This is a genomic window from Kocuria subflava (assembly GCF_012163155.1).
Taxonomy (GTDB): domain Bacteria; phylum Actinomycetota; class Actinomycetes; order Actinomycetales; family Micrococcaceae; genus Kocuria; species Kocuria subflava.
The window spans coordinates 1-13,684 of the sequence record NZ_JAAVUN010000037.1 but is presented as its reverse complement, the minus strand read 5'-3'; the positions used below and the strand labels follow the sequence as shown (position 1 = coordinate 13,684).

Below are 13,684 nucleotides of genomic sequence, written 5' to 3'. Positions count from 1 at the left end.
CACTCACCACCATCGGAAGCTAGCGACCAAGAGTGGAAACCTAACCGTAGGGCAGGTCAAACTGTCACCTAAATGTGCGGCAGTCCCGCCGGTGTCGCCTCCCGACATTGGTCAATTCTCCTAGCTGACGAATTGCTGGCCTACCTGGCTTACGCTCTGAGCGCCGCAAGCTTGCGGGGATCCCTGACAGTGGCGATCTCCGCAATGGCGTTCCCGTCGGCGCTGGCCAGCCACATGACCTGGTCCACAACGTCGTCAGATCGTCGCAGCAGCCACGCCTGTTGCCCATTGGCCACGATCTCCTCCACCCGCACGCCTTGCAGCGCCTTCTCCGCCAGACCCACCACATAACGAGCCACGGCGTCGGCTGTACGAATGGGCCGCACAGCCGCACTCGCGCGGCCACCACCGTCAGCCACCAGGGACACGTCGGCGGTCAACAGCGCCCGGAGTCCATCGACATCACCGGCTCTGGCGGCGGCAAAGAACCGCTCGGCGAGTGCTCTCACCTGGGCAGGTTCTGCTCTGAACCGACTCCTGTCCTCCTGGACGTGCCGTCGTGGCCTGCTTCCCAGCTGACGCATGGCCTCGGGGGAACGGTTCAACATCGCGCCCACTTCTGCGTACGAGAACCCGAAGACGTCGTGCAACAAGAACGCGGTGCGCTCGAGTGGGGACAAGGACTGCAGCACGCGGGCCAGCGCGAACTCGACCTCGCTGGCCTGTTCCACGATCTCGTCTACGCCGGGCCCTGTTGGAACCGGGCCCGGCAGAACGGGCCCGGTGTATTCCCGTCGTGCCACCACATCGAGTGCTGCGTTGACTGCCATCCGCGCGACGTAAGCGCGCTCCTCTCGCACACCTGAGGCAGTCAGCCACCGCAGCGCAACCGATTGAGCAACATCCTCAGCAGCGGCCCACGATCCCGTGATGTCGTAAGCGAGCCGGAGCACAAGAGATCGATGCTCGAACGCCGCACCGTTCATGCCGCACCTCGCAACCAGAACCGGCCTCTGGTCCAACGCGGTGCGCGCGCAGCGAGTCGGCAGATGGCTTCTTTGACCGACGCCGCTACCCTTCCACGGACGACGAAGGACTGCGGTGCGTCGCGGCGATCAACCCCCGCGACCAGCCCGTCGTGACGCCCCAGACTCATACAGAGCGCTGCGAAGCCGATGTCCAGCGGGGCCGGGGACAAACCGCTTTCGCTGCGATGGATGCCGTCCGCGACGTGAGCACCCATGGGAGTGGCCGCAGCACAACTCATCCTCAACCACGGCTGTCCCTCGACCGCTGCGCAGTCGCCCACGGCCCACACCCGAGGATGGCCGACAACCTGCAGAGTTGGAGTGACGAGGACGCGCCCCAGCCCGTCCGTCTGTAACCCCGCCTCTCCCGCGAGCCCAGCAGCCGAGAACCCGGTGCAGTCAATCTCATACGCGACATCTTCACCGGCCACTGCACCCGTCACCGAGACTCCGAGTCGCGTCAAGGTGGCCTCCACGCCCGCACGGTGGCGCGACGGTAGAGACGGAAGCACTCCCGAAGGATCATTCAGTCCGACGTGCAGATCCGGACGTGCCTCCGCGAGTTCGGCGGCGACCTCGACCCCCGTCGGTCCGGCTCCAGCCACTTGCACGTGCGATCCCGGGCCCAGACGGGCGATACGGCCTCTAGCCTCCCGGGCTGACTCGAGGGTGCGCACCCCACCACCGACGTCGCTGCCCGTGGCAAGGATGATGTGATCGGCGGCCTCGACCCGACCGGAGGCCAGCTCGATCTCCATGCGATCCGGGTACAGCGCCGTGGCACGCTCGATCACGACATCCACTCCTCGCCCGACCATTGCACTCAGAGGTCGCGTGACCCCGCGGGCAGATCCCGCTGCCAGTTCGTGCAGCCGGATCCTTTCCACGAAATCCGGTCGGCCGTTGACCAGCACGACCTGATGCCCCCTGGCCGCCAGACGGTTGGCGGCCGTGATTCCTGCGTATCCAGCTCCGACGATGATGATTCTTGTTCTGCTCATGCCCATGAGACTGCCCAAGGCCCCGGAACGTGACATGGTCGCCACAATTGCCGAATGTAGGCTCCAACTCACCTTCATTCCTCGCCAAGATTCTCCGGAGCCGAGTGATTCGTTCCGTCGACCACCGAAGACGGGGCGGCCAGCATCTCTCCTACTTGTTGTTCAAACCGCTCACGGAACTGGTCGATCGTGTCCACGTCCCACTCGAGGGCGGGGTCCGGCTCGATTTCGGTCAGCAACAACCCCACGAGCAGGCGCTCGGGTTCCGACCAGCTGGCGGCCGCCCCACCGAAGGGAGCAGCTTCCACCCGCTCGTCGAGCCATGCCCTGTCCGGCAAGGCACGCACCAGGATCCCGGTCATCATGAGCCCAGCAGCACTCGCAAGAGCATCCAAACCCGCCGAGCCCGGGCGTAACCGATAGCCGACAAGTGCTGCCAGGTTGGCGTAGACCTCGGACCGGCGCCGGATGAAGCTCTGTTCGGTATCCCGCAGTGCGGAACCCACGGCATCACGCACCGCCCCGTCGGGCAGCCCCTGGTAGGTGGCGGACAGCGAGATGAAGGTCCGCACCTGCGGCGAGTCCAGCAGGCGCCTCACATCGGAATCCACCGAGACCCGCAGCGCCTCCACGACCAAGGCACGCCGCCCATCGGTCGTGAGCAGGCCTTCCGCATGTGTCTCCACAAGCTCCACCAGGCGGCGCAGATCATCAGGTCGCTCCGGGATGAGCGACGTGCGACGCACCACTTCGACCAATACATCGGCAACGAACTGATCCCGACTCGGCCATCGCCGATAGGCGGTGGCCCGCGAGACGCCTGCCTCTTTGATGACCTTTTCCATGCGCAGGCCATCGAGTCCCACAGTCATTCCTTCGCGAGCGATGCGATCAACGGCAACACCGAGCATGCGCGCAGCTGAGTCACTTGTCTTGCTTTCAAGCATGTGACACAGTGTCTCATATAGTAATGAGACACTGTGTCTCATACGGAAGGAGCCAGCGTTGACCAGGAGGAAAAGAATGAGCCCTTGGATGATCGTCATCGTCGTTGTGGCGGCCATAGCGGTTGTCGGAACACTTGCGGCCATCGCGTTTGCCCTCCTGAACCCGCCGAGCCCCAACGTCGGCGACGCAGGCAAGCTTGAGATCACGTTCAGCTCGGAGGAGCAGCGAAAGATCAAGGAAGTGACCGTCACGCCCCAGGAGCTTGAGGCCGCCACTTGCGACGATGGAGCCGACTGTTGGATCGCCGTAAACGGGGTGGTGTACGACATGAGCGTCTTCCCAGACTGGGCACGAGGACGCCACCACGGCATCAAGGCAGGCACGGACGCCACGGAGAAGTTCGTGGGTTCAGGCCATGGACGCGACATTCTTGAGCGGATGCCGGTGGTCGGGCGCCTGGAGCAGTGAACGCACGGAGGCGATCGACCACCTCGCGCTGATGATCGCAGCCCCCAGAGGCCCCGTTAGGGTGGGCCGCATGGATCCGCTGAGCCTCACCCCCGGCCCCGGGATTCCCCATGGTCTGGTCATCCCCGCCGCGGATCTGTCCGAGCGATATGCACGGTCCTCGGGACCCGGTGGGCAGGGCGTCAACACCACGGACAGCAAGGTCCAGCTCTCCATCGACCTCGCCTCGTGCTCGGCATTCACGGACACGCAGCGGCAGCGCGTGCTGCGCAACCTTGCGCACCATCTCAACGGCTCCGTCCTGACCGTGTCGGCCTCGACTCAACGCTCACAACTGCGCAATCGAAACGAGGCCCGCCGACGGCTCGCGGACCTCTTGCGGCAGGCGCTTGCTCCGCCCCCGCCCACGCGGCGCGCCACCCGACCGACTCGCGGTTCGGTCCGACGACGACTGGCGGCGAAGCAGCGGCGGTCCGACCTCAAGGCCACGCGGCAACGCCCCGGAGCGGAATGAGGGTCCATCGCGCTGGTTCCGGCGTTCGACGTCGTTATCGGCGTGCGTTGCGTTGCCGCAGGCGGTACTCCTTGTAGATCAGAATCAAGGTCCCCGGACCGAAGAACCCGAGGCAGAGCGCGCCCGCCACGATGCCCGACATACCACCACGCCAGCCAAAGGCGGCGGGGGCGACGATGCCCGCGATCAATGCGAGCGCCCCTGTCGCGGCAAACGCAGCACATCCGATGATCATCACTACGCGTGCCGCCGGTGAGGTGCCGCCCATCGCTTTCGCGGCGCCCACTGTGATCGCCATGGTTCCGAACGCGATGCCGATGACGCCCGTCCACACGTTGCCGACCACGCAGAGAAATACACCGATGAGGAAGAACGCGATCCCCAGGGCAATGAGTTTGATGCCCTCGCGGCGTTCTTTCCGTTCCGCGGCCCGCATTTCCACCAGCAGTTCCGGCCGGGCGAATGGCGGTTCATGAGGTTGACGATCCACTCAACCACCGTAATCCAGGCTGCCGCAGCCACACCGGCGCGACGACGGCCGGCCGTACCATCAAGGGCGCAGGGCCGCTGCTTCACTCCCGGTAGAGCTCGTTTCCCTGCCCTCCGGAACGATCAACCAGGGACGCATTCATGCCATCTGCGGGCGGGGTCAACGAGACCGCAGACACGACGAACACCTTTGACGCGGGCCGAGTACGACGCGCAGTTCTCACGGCCGCGCTCCTGAATTTCGGCTACTTCTTCGTCGAGTTCTTCGTCGCCCTGGGATCCGGGTCCGTGTCCCTCCTGGCCGACAGCGTCGACTTCCTCGAAGACACCTCGATCAACCTCCTGATCTTCATTGCACTCGGCTGGCCGCTGGCCAAGCGTGCCGTCATGGGCAAGCTCATGAGCTTGGTGATCCTGGCCCCGGCGGCATTCGCCACCTGGGAGGCCATCCAGAGGTTCGCTGCCCCGGAGGCTCCCGACGTCCTGCCGATCGTTCTGGCCTCTCTGGGTGCGGTGGTGATCAACGGGGCGAGCGCGCTGATCCTGGCCCGCGTGCGCCAACACGGGGGCTCGCTGAGTCGCGCCGCGTTCCTGTCCGCACGCAACGATGTCGTCGTGAACGTCGCAATCATTGCCATGGCTCTGATCACCGCGTGGACCGCATCCGGTTGGCCGGATCTGATCCTCGGTTGCCTCATCATCCTGTTGGCGCTGCACGCCGCTCACGAGGTGTGGGAGGTCAGCGAGGAGGAACGCCTATCAGCCAAGGCCCTCGCCGGGGAAGCGATCGACTGAGGTGGGCGACGGTTCCCGGCCCCGCACGTCGGGACGTACGTCGTATTGGGCGACCACCTGTGATGCCCGGTCATGCAGGGCACTGCGCAGCTCCTGTGGCGCAAGCACATAGGCATCCGCGCCGAGGAGCCAGATCGCCCAAACGGCATACCGGTGGTCCTCGAAAGTCACGTCGAATTGAATCCAGCCGTCGCCTTCCGCTCGTTCGGAGTGAACCGAGGTTGCGGCGTCGAGTAATTCCTCCCGTCGATCGACTCCCCCCCCATGAATGCTCAGAAAGTCCGAGCCCGCTCGCCCCACAAGTCAACCGTGTTGTTCCACCACGCTCTCCAAGGCCGCTCGGATCCGTGTTTCCTCACCACTGCCGGTGGTGGGCAGGGTGAGCAACGGAAGGTTCTTCTTCTCCATGATGGATTTCTTGAGTGCATCCTTTGTGCGCCGCTCCGGCATATTCTCGTGATAGGCGAAGCCGTTGACCTCGATCGCAAGGACCGGACGGCGTGTGACGCGTCGCTGGATGACGAAGTCCAAGGAACATCGGTGTTTGACGTAGGCGGCTTCCTCATCCGTGAGCCCTTCCAGGTCCGGAAGCAGGTTCTGCACGATCATCTGCGGTATCGCCTCCAGGTCCCGGAATCGGTCTTCGGCGAGGATGTCCTGAAGAATCGTCCAGATGATGTCTTCGGAACGGTATTTCATCTCGCCCCTCAGGCGCCCGGCCAGCACCGTGAGACGCTCCGAATACCGCTGGTACAGCAGATCAAAGACCGAGACCAGCGAACTCCGATGTGGTACGTATTCGGGGTCGTGATATCGGACGTATTCCATCAGGTCACGGAGGTTCCGGGTCTTCGGCATCATGTCGTGGTTCGTGACCAGGACGAATTTCTCCTGAGCGCGGGAGACGGCCACGTTGATCAGATTCGGGTTATCGACAAAGTGCGTTCCCGTGTGCCCGCGCCATGTCTCGTCCAACACCGTGCTCATGATGACGGCCCGTTTCTCCCGGCCCTGGAACCGGTGCACAGTGTCGGCTTCGATCGATTCCAGATCCGCCACGAGGATGCCCCCGATCTTGGTGACCTGCCGGCGATATGGAGATATCACCCCGATCTCTCCACGCGGGATCTCCGCGCAATGCTGCGGAATCACCTCCCGTTCGATCACATCGATCTCGCGTTGGTTGGAGCGTCCGCCCTCGCGGTGGGAGCGCATGTGGTTGCCTTCGACGGTGGTGTGAAGGACCAGAGGTCGCGAGCCTGGAGTGCTCTGCGTGAACGGGATCAGCTGCCGATCGTAGAACTTTTCGTTACAGAAACCGATGATGGCCGGATCGCACCGGTAGTGCTCACGCAGCATCGTTCGCGGCAGTTCCTCGCCATAGAGCTCCTGTAACGAGGAGAGCAGGTTGTGCCGAGCGTAGTCATACTCGGGCAGGGGCACTGTCCCTGCGCTCTCTACTGCGGAGGACTCGGGGATGTGTGGAAGCTGCGCGAGGTCACCGACTACGACAACACGTTTGGCGGAGGCAAGCGCCAGACCAGCGGCCAACAGGTCGACCTGGGACGCCTCGTCAATAATCAGGTAATCGAGCAGGCGATGGGCGCCGATGCTCCCACGCAGGGAATGACAGGTGCTCAAGATGATCGGATAATCGGTGCTGAAGTCGTCGAACCTATCCAAGTACGTCCGCTGGTCGTACGTCTTCCGGGCGCGTCCGCCGTAGCGCTCGCGTAGTCCGTCCCGAAAGTAATTCAGGGACAACTCACGTTGGCGGGCCGTCATTCCGGGCAGATCGGCGCGGGCCAGCTTCTCCTCAAGGTAGGTGCCCTGCCAGGCGAGCTCCGCGATCCGTTGCTCGTAGTACGCGCGCTGCAGCTCCAAGACCACCGCGGAATCCCCGGGGTCTGCCCCCTTGAGCCGGCCGTATTTCATCAGCCATCGCAGCCGTCTGACCCATCTGAGCGGCCAGGCCGGATTTTCCTCAGCGAGCTGTGTCTCGACGAGGAAATCCAGGATGCGGTCCGGGTCCCGGTGCAGCAGCGGCACGCCGTCGAGATCGGCGACCTCGTGTCCCTCCATGTACCGAGTGAAATGACGGAACTCCAGCTGGTGCCCCTCCAGCTCTTGACGCAGTTGGGCGAGAGCGCGCTCGTCGTGCTGCAGCTTGAGGATCTGCCCTTCCAGGAGACGCAACTGATCTTCAACCGGGGTGTCGGCGTCCCGGGTTTGCTCACCGTCGTCGGACTCGAGGAGTCGCTCCACCGCGGCGTTGCGGTCATCCTGAGCGGCGAAAAAGGCGTCCTTCTTCTCACGGCGGCCGAGCCCCGCGACGATGCATCCGAAACCCAGTTTTTCCAACTTCTCGCGGACGTTATCGACGGCCGCGTTATTGGCCGAGACCACACTCACTCGAACCCCCGGCGTCGCGCTGAGGGTGGCCAGCACGTTGAGGATCGTTTGCGTCTTGCCTGTGCCGGGAGGCCCGTCGATAACCGACACCGGATAACGCAATGACTGCAGCAACGCGTCATGTTGGCTCATGTTTGAAGAAAACGGAAAGATGGGGAGCCGCTGGTCGGGCTCCTCCTCGATCGGGGCTCCCGAGAGATACCGTGCCAGCACGCTCTCCGAATGGACGGTCGAGAGAGACTCATAGGCGCGCTTCAACGGGTGGGGGCCGCCGTTCAGGTCTGGTAGATGGGCCACGAGATCGCGCCAATAACCCAGGACTTCGGCGGCACGCGGACGGTCGGCCGCGTTATCCACCACTCTGACTTCCTCGGCCGGGCGGGTCGTATACCCCTCCCCCTCCTTGGTTGTGTAAAAGACGCGCGCCCAGGCGCCGGCAGGGTGGTCGAAGCGGAGCACCTCGGTCGCCGTGGACCACACCTCACCGCCCACCTCAGCCAGCGATCCCTCGCCTAAGGGGAAACGGCTGGGATTTTCGAGGATGAGCACCTTATCGAGATGTGTGTAGGTGTACTCCTGTGGGCCGTTCCTGCCCTCGAAGACAAGCCGCATCCCATGGGGCGTGCGTGCCCATTGTCGGGTTCTCTTCGTCTGGTCCTGAAAAGGTTCATCTGTCCGGCGGCGTGTCAGGACCGCTGTCTGACGTGGGTCGATCATGCCCAGCACCTCCCCTTCCCCGCAGTCAAGGATTCATTGGCGCAGACACATCGTCGGGTGTCCAACCGAGTCTTCACGTGCAGTCAGCGTACGAGAGACGGATCGCTACGCCTCGAATGTGACGAGGCGGATTCGACCGGGTCCACTCACTGAAAGGAGCCACCGTCTGGGCAGGTGCGATACATCGACGACCCGCAGGAGCCGCCTCATGGGGTCTTTAATGTCGCAAGGGCCTTTCGAAATACCGATCAGTTGACTTTGGCAAAGCGCGGCACCCCAGCGAGCAGTCACCACTAATTTCTGAGCGATTTGACTCGCTTACCTCGACGATGTCCAGCCCAACCACCGAGCTTGGACCACCGGAGACCTCGAGACCGCCATAAGCCTGGTAGCCGACAACACCACCTGCCGTCCAGGCATCGATATATTCACGGTGCCCGACGGGTTGATCGTGGACAGCATTCTCCTCTTCGACCGGCTGTCCTATGGGCCGCCGTCATGGCAGGGTTGAATACATGACGACGACGGCGCAACGCGCCCTGGCGGATCGCATCCGCAACCTTCTGGATCCGGAGGACACGATCCGGGAGATTTCGATGTTTGGGGGCCTCGCGCTCATGGTCAATGACGAGATGCTCGTCAGCGTTGGCAAGGACGGCAGCCTGCTGGTCCGCGTGGAGGCTCAACAGCACGACCGGCTGCTGCAGGAGCCCGGGGCCTCCCAAGCAGAGATGGGCAAGGGCCGCACCATGGGGCCGGGATGGATCACAGTTGCGGCAGATCAGCTCAGCTCGGACGACTCGCTCTCGGAGTGGGTGACGGCCGCGAAACGACGCTCAGCCTCCATCTCACGGGCCAGGCCAGAGAAAGGCTCTTGAGGCTTCGTCGGCCGTGAGCCTCCGGTCAGACCGGGCGGAGGCTCGCCACTCACTCTCCAAGGCTGGGCCGTAGCAATCCCTGCCGAGCTATCGAGAGGTTGTGGGTAAAACACACGTGCTTCAAATCGGTATCGACCCATCGGTGATCGATTTCTCTCCATGGCCCGGCCAGGACGCAGACAAGCTCCGGGCGCGGATCGCCGCAGCCGAAACGTCACTTCGCGAAGCAGGCTACGAGGTCACGGTGTGCCTGCTACCGGACGACCTCGACGCCGCGGAGTCCGCCGTCCGGGGCCACTTTTCTCACGAGAGCTACGACGCCGTCGAAGTCGGCTCCGGTATCAGGGTTTCCCACGACTACACCCTCTTGTTTGAGCGGGTCGTCAACACTGTGGTCGCATGCCAACCGGCTGTCCCGCTCTGCTTGAACGACTCACCCGAGACGACGCTGGACGCAGTACGGCGGGCGGTCACACGTTGAACCGAAACTCCACCGCATGCCCACGCATTGAACGATTAGAAGCAGGCCATCATCAGCCGCTCGATTCCACGCACGGCCTACGAAGACGCAGCATGAGCGCTGGTGGTGCTGATGGGTACGTCGATCCGATCCCGAGCGACGACGATACCGCCTTTCACGATGTAGCACTCCACGATGTGCTCCCCTCGGAAGTCCGAGCGTTCGGTCCGGACACCGGATGCTGTGGAATCAACGATCTGTCCACGGATGTTGTTGCGTCGCTCCGCCTCCGAGCCACGGCTGAGGACCTTCCACTTCACCGTGTACGGCTGCGGGACCGAGCAGGCCACCACCGTGAAGCACAACCTCTTGTCGGCCTTCAGCAGCGTCCCAGTGCACAGCATCTCCCTCAGCTTCATCGGCCGCCAACCGTCCTGGGTCACGTCGCAGTCGATCGAGACAGTGTCCGAGATGTCAACCGGGTAGCGGTCCTCGATGAACTCCTCAGTGTTCTTGAACGACCGGGCATCGCTCGCGCTTTTCGTCAGCGGGACGGATGCGCCGAACACTTCACGCCAGGTGGCATTCGCCGAGGATGTGCCCTCGGCTTCCATAGCCTCAACACAGCGGTTGTAGGCCTTCTTCGCCTTGGGCTGGAACTTGGCCTTCACGTCGACGCGCTGATGGCTGCCGAGGGCCAAGTAGTAGCCCTTCTCCGGCTCGTTCTTGAGGAACTCGAAGAAGTCGCGTGCCATCCGATCGAAGGAACCAGTGCCTACGGCGTCAAACTCAAGCGTCTGCTCAAAGAAGCGGTACACCAGCGTGTCGATGAGGAGGCCACCCATGACCACCCCGTTGGCGTTTTTCCACGCGCGGGCCATCCGCGCGAGGTGACGCATGTTGGTGGACGTGCGCAAGTTGCACTCGCGGGTGGCCTGGATCTCGTCGCGGGGCTTGGTGGTCTTCCAGCTCTCGGACTTCGTATCCGGGTAGGAGAAACTGCCGTCCGCATTGTCGAACGCCGGCTGGACATCGAACTTGAAGGCGTTGGCCGCGAACTGCACGCGAACGACACACTGGTCGACGCGGATGTCTGTGCTCGGGTACCGAGCCTTCAGATCGTCGCGGACTCGCTCGAGCATACGGCGAGGTCCGCTGTCGCCTGCGTAGGCCTCACGGATACCTGGCGGCAGGATGTAGATCATGTCGAGGTCAGAGACCCCCTTGATCGCCGTGTGCCGACCGAATGATCCGACCATGAGCTTGTAGTCGCTACAGCCATCCTTCTCGCGGAAGTCTTTGTTGAGCGCCTTGGCGATCTCATCTCGTCTGCTGGCGATCACGGAGGCCGTGTCGCCCAGCTTGAGGGCGCTCAGGAGCCCGTCGAAGATCTCTGCCGTCTTCATCGCTGCGCCTCGTCCCCACCCAGACGGAGCGCTTCGGGGAGGAAGAGGTCGATTTCACGAGTCCCGAACGTCATCTCCTCGTTGTTCTTCAGTCCGTCCTGCGCACGTGTGAAGGCTTTGTCTGAGGTGCGCGGAGCTGTGGAGTAGACATCTCGCGCCAGGGTTTGCAGGTCGTCGCGGCGCTTTCGCGCGTCCGCGTCTGAGATCTCACCCGACATCATGTCGGCGATCAGCGAGATGCAGGACTCCCGGACATCCCAGAGCCTCGAGGCTATGTCGCGATGGGCTGCCGAGGTCTCATCGAACTTGAAGGTCTTTGCACCAAGGCTCATCCAGCTGACCAAGAGCGCACAGAAGGACGTGGCGAGGCTGGTCCATGTTGAGTTGCTGAACAGCCCGAAGACGAGTGTCAGGAACGTGCCTGAGCTGGCTGCAGTCAGTGCAATCAGGATGGCCTGCTGCCACTGATACCTGGTGAAGCTGATGTCGGCTTGCTTCTCATGCGTCTTGTGGCTGTAGACCACTCGCCCGAAGGACTCCCGGACCTGCGCAAGAAGCCTTTGATCACAATAGAGATCATGCGAGGGGTCGTCCATCAAGGTACTCCTACTCAGAACAAGCATGCGTGCTCGATCGGCGCGCTGATCTAAGTATGAAGGCAGGCACTGACAGTCCTGACCGACAGGCCCGCGACCCAGAGGGTTAGTGCGAGAAGCGGACCTGCACGGCGTTCCGGCACGTAGGACTGTCTACAGCGAGATCACGGTCAACCGAGATCGGATATGGCGAAGCTGCTCCTGGCATCCGATTCGTCGATCACCGCGGCGAATTCCTCCTCGGTGACCGAGCCCAGCAGGTCGAGGGGTGATCGGTCCGTGCCGTCCACGTCCTGCGGCAGGTCCGGATGCGGCGTCTGCCACCAGTCCAGGAGCGCCCTGGCGACGTCGGTCGGGTCCGAGCCTCCGCAGGACCGAGCAAGCGCCTGGTTGATCTCGGCAAGCGCATCGACGATCTTCCCGTCGCGGAATTGGAAGGCCGGGTAGAACTTCGTCCCTCCGAGCTCGACCTCGATCACGACGTCGTGCCTGAGGTAGGTCCGCAGCAGGCTGCGCTGGGCGGCCTTCTTCGCGCGCGCTGCCTGTGCCGGGGTACGAATCCGCTTCTCGTCGATCACTTCCGCCCCCGTCAGCGATGCACGGGTCTCAGCTGCGGTCATGCACTCGGCTCGGTCGAGCAAGCTCGCGGCCACCATCGGCAAACGGTCCAGCGCGAAGGCCCGGTCCCAGATCGGGCTGCTCCGCCAGCCGTCCGGAAATCCGAGCTGCTCCATGCCGAAGCCGACGGTGCGGGACTTCTCTTCGATGAAGTCGGCCAGGTCCACGACGTCGCCCTTCTCCGGCGCAATGCTCAGCAGGAGGTGGCGCAAGACAAGCAGCACGCCGTAGAGCCTGTTGTTCGTCCCGTCGTCCGCGAGCGGCGCGAGCAGATCGTCGGCGTCCTGTCGAGCTTGCCCCGGCGCGTCGATGGTCACGTCGAACGCGCGGTTCCACAGCCGGCCGTAGTGGGCGCAGATGTTCCGCACGTTCCTGAGGTCGTTCAGCCAGTTACCCAGGGCACCACGGTCTCCGCGGCCATCGGCGGTGCGGACCTGGAACCGTGCGGCGAGGATCTCCTGATCGGACTGCAACATCAGGTCGTAGAGGCTGCTCAGCACTCCGAAGGACATCACTTCTGTCGCGACCCAGATTGGCAGGTGAGGGCCGTACTGCTGGCGGAAGTGCACTACGAAGTCACCCCGGGCGCGCTGCTCGTGCCGGTCATACTCCTCGAGCCACTCGCGGTAGGCGGTGGTCGGCTCGGGCGGTGCGCCGGGATCTTCCTGTCTCGTCGCGCCGAGCGCCCAGGGATCCCGGTGAGCGAACGCGTCGACCCTGCCGAGCCGGTGGCCAATGAAGAACCGGAACGCCGTCTCGACGGTGCTGAGGACGTCGCCGAGGCGCATGCGGAGCTCGTGGTCGAACTCGTAGAGGGATACCACCTGCACGAGGCGGGTCCCGGCCACGAAGGTTTCCAGGCGGATCTCTCGACCTTCGCCGTCAAACCGGGGCGCGGGCGGCACAGGCCGGTCGCGGTAGAGGTGCCAGTAGCCGGACAGCCGGTAGTAGCCGTAGCGCTGCAGGACCTCGGCCGCATAAGCGTCGTCGCCGCAGTCCATGCCGCGCCCGCGTAGCCGGCGGATCTGTTCGGGGACCGTGAGGAACGGCTTGGCGTAGGTGCTGTTCGGGGTCGTCACGTGCATATCGTCCTGGCGTCCCCGGCACCCGGGGTAGAAACAGAACAGACCCGCGTCTCATCTAGAGAAGCGAGCCTGCCGTGTTGATTCAAGGATACGGGTTCCACCTGCACGGGTCAAACACTGGGCGGTCGTGCCGTCTCGCCGCCGACCAGATGCTAGAGCGCAAATCTCCACTCCACCACGTTCCGTAGCCGAACAACCTTGAATCGCCCCGGGTCTGGTGGAGGCTCTGAATCCACGGGAGGATGAGGAGCATGGCAGCACCGAGGAAG

14 protein-coding genes are annotated in these 13,684 nt (G+C 63.6%); 5 read left to right on the top strand and 9 right to left on the bottom strand.

The features are described 5' to 3' along the window. Positions 1 to 149 precede the first annotated feature (149 nt). From GTW58_RS12240 to GTW58_RS12230, 3 genes are all read right to left on the bottom strand, one after another. Positions 150 to 986 (bottom strand): sigma factor-like helix-turn-helix DNA-binding protein, encoded by an 837-nt coding sequence (locus tag GTW58_RS12240; protein ID WP_119933720.1) that lies wholly within the window; start codon positions 984 to 986, stop codon positions 150 to 152. Next, positions 983 to 2,029 (bottom strand): NAD(P)/FAD-dependent oxidoreductase, encoded by a 1,047-nt coding sequence (locus tag GTW58_RS12235; RefSeq protein WP_157980593.1) that lies wholly within the window; start codon positions 2,027 to 2,029, stop codon positions 983 to 985. Before GTW58_RS12235 ends, GTW58_RS12240 begins: the two co-directional genes overlap by 4 nt. 74 nt (positions 2,030 to 2,103) lie before the next feature. After that, positions 2,104 to 2,976 carry a TetR/AcrR family transcriptional regulator gene (locus GTW58_RS12230; RefSeq protein WP_157980592.1) on the bottom strand — a complete coding sequence of 291 codons (873 nt, stop codon included), beginning with the start codon at positions 2,974 to 2,976 and terminating at the stop codon, positions 2,104 to 2,106. Between the two features lie 88 nt (positions 2,977 to 3,064). Between GTW58_RS12230 and GTW58_RS12225 the strand changes: the two genes are divergently transcribed. Next, the gene (locus GTW58_RS12225; protein WP_157980591.1) at positions 3,065 to 3,445 is read left to right on the top strand and encodes a cytochrome b5 domain-containing protein; all 381 of its coding nucleotides are present in this window, start codon (positions 3,065 to 3,067) and stop codon (positions 3,443 to 3,445) included. A 70-nt stretch (positions 3,446 to 3,515) separates the two neighbouring features. Continuing rightward, on the top strand, positions 3,516 to 3,959 hold the full coding sequence (gene arfB / locus GTW58_RS12220; RefSeq protein ID WP_119933722.1) for an alternative ribosome rescue aminoacyl-tRNA hydrolase ArfB: 444 nt from the start codon (positions 3,516 to 3,518) through the stop codon (positions 3,957 to 3,959). Between the two features lie 34 nt (positions 3,960 to 3,993). Here the strand turns inward: arfB and GTW58_RS12215 are convergent, their stop codons facing one another. After that, positions 3,994 to 4,449 (bottom strand): hypothetical protein, encoded by a 456-nt coding sequence (locus tag GTW58_RS12215; protein ID WP_157980590.1) that lies wholly within the window; start codon positions 4,447 to 4,449, stop codon positions 3,994 to 3,996. A 140-nt stretch (positions 4,450 to 4,589) separates the two neighbouring features. On the opposite strand from GTW58_RS12215, the gene GTW58_RS12210 reads away from it, so the two are divergent. Further along, positions 4,590 to 5,243, top strand: a complete 654-nt coding sequence (locus GTW58_RS12210; protein ID WP_119933716.1) for a cation efflux transmembrane domain-containing protein — start codon at positions 4,590 to 4,592, stop codon at positions 5,241 to 5,243. Here GTW58_RS12210 and GTW58_RS15170 read toward each other — a convergent pair. Both GTW58_RS15170 and GTW58_RS12200 read right to left on the bottom strand, forming a co-directional pair. Then, positions 5,208 to 5,543: a WCX domain-containing protein gene (locus GTW58_RS15170; protein ID WP_119933715.1), complete on the bottom strand. Its 336-nt coding sequence runs from the start codon at positions 5,541 to 5,543 to the stop codon at positions 5,208 to 5,210. The genes GTW58_RS12210 and GTW58_RS15170 overlap by 36 nt on opposite strands. A gap of 3 nt (positions 5,544 to 5,546) precedes the next feature. Beyond that, the gene (locus GTW58_RS12200) at positions 5,547 to 8,372 is read right to left on the bottom strand and encodes an AAA domain-containing protein (RefSeq protein ID WP_157980589.1); all 2,826 of its coding nucleotides are present in this window, start codon (positions 8,370 to 8,372) and stop codon (positions 5,547 to 5,549) included. A gap of 515 nt (positions 8,373 to 8,887) precedes the next feature. On the opposite strand from GTW58_RS12200, the gene GTW58_RS12195 reads away from it, so the two are divergent. Both GTW58_RS12195 and GTW58_RS12190 read left to right on the top strand, forming a co-directional pair. Then, on the top strand, positions 8,888 to 9,250 hold the full coding sequence (locus tag GTW58_RS12195) for a TfoX/Sxy family protein (RefSeq protein WP_119933713.1): 363 nt from the start codon (positions 8,888 to 8,890) through the stop codon (positions 9,248 to 9,250). 142 nt (positions 9,251 to 9,392) lie between these two features. Then, entirely contained in the window at positions 9,393 to 9,731 is a 339-nt protein-coding gene (locus GTW58_RS12190) for a hypothetical protein (protein ID WP_157980588.1), read from the top strand. A gap of 77 nt (positions 9,732 to 9,808) precedes the next feature. Here the strand turns inward: GTW58_RS12190 and GTW58_RS12185 are convergent, their stop codons facing one another. The 3 genes from GTW58_RS12185 to GTW58_RS12175 all read right to left on the bottom strand — a co-directional run bounded on the left by GTW58_RS12185 (position 9,809) and on the right by GTW58_RS12175 (position 13,409). Next, positions 9,809 to 11,116: a nucleotide-binding domain-containing protein gene (locus GTW58_RS12185; protein ID WP_119933711.1), complete on the bottom strand. Its 1,308-nt coding sequence runs from the start codon at positions 11,114 to 11,116 to the stop codon at positions 9,809 to 9,811. Beyond that, positions 11,113 to 11,712, bottom strand: a complete 600-nt coding sequence (locus GTW58_RS12180; protein ID WP_119933710.1) for an SLATT domain-containing protein — start codon at positions 11,710 to 11,712, stop codon at positions 11,113 to 11,115. The genes GTW58_RS12185 and GTW58_RS12180 overlap by 4 nt, the downstream gene beginning before the upstream one ends. A 170-nt stretch (positions 11,713 to 11,882) precedes the next feature. Then, positions 11,883 to 13,409 carry an Abi family protein gene (locus GTW58_RS12175; RefSeq protein ID WP_119933721.1) on the bottom strand — a complete coding sequence of 509 codons (1,527 nt, stop codon included), beginning with the start codon at positions 13,407 to 13,409 and terminating at the stop codon, positions 11,883 to 11,885. Positions 13,410 to 13,684: the final 275 nt, after the last annotated feature.

Bases quoted from the DNA above. Each gene is read 5' to 3' on its own strand.
- GTW58_RS12240 (WP_119933720.1), bottom strand. From the start codon at position 986: ATGAACGGTGCGGCGTTCGAGCATCGATCTCTTGTGCTCCGGCTCGCT.
- GTW58_RS12195 (WP_119933713.1), top strand. From the start codon at position 8,888: ATGACGACGACGGCGCAACGCGCCCTGGCGGATCGCATCCGCAACCTT.
- GTW58_RS12180 (WP_119933710.1), bottom strand. From the start codon at position 11,712: ATGGACGACCCCTCGCATGATCTCTATTGTGATCAAAGGCTTCTTGCG.
- GTW58_RS12200 (WP_157980589.1), bottom strand. From the start codon at position 8,372: ATGATCGACCCACGTCAGACAGCGGTCCTGACACGCCGCCGGACAGAT.
- GTW58_RS12210 (WP_119933716.1), top strand. From the start codon at position 4,590: ATGCCATCTGCGGGCGGGGTCAACGAGACCGCAGACACGACGAACACC.
- GTW58_RS12185 (WP_119933711.1), bottom strand. From the start codon at position 11,116: ATGAAGACGGCAGAGATCTTCGACGGGCTCCTGAGCGCCCTCAAGCTG.
- arfB (WP_119933722.1), top strand. From the start codon at position 3,516: ATGGATCCGCTGAGCCTCACCCCCGGCCCCGGGATTCCCCATGGTCTG.
- GTW58_RS12235 (WP_157980593.1), bottom strand. From the start codon at position 2,029: ATGAGCAGAACAAGAATCATCATCGTCGGAGCTGGATACGCAGGAATC.
- GTW58_RS12230 (WP_157980592.1), bottom strand. From the start codon at position 2,976: ATGCTTGAAAGCAAGACAAGTGACTCAGCTGCGCGCATGCTCGGTGTT.
- GTW58_RS12225 (WP_157980591.1), top strand. From the start codon at position 3,065: ATGATCGTCATCGTCGTTGTGGCGGCCATAGCGGTTGTCGGAACACTT.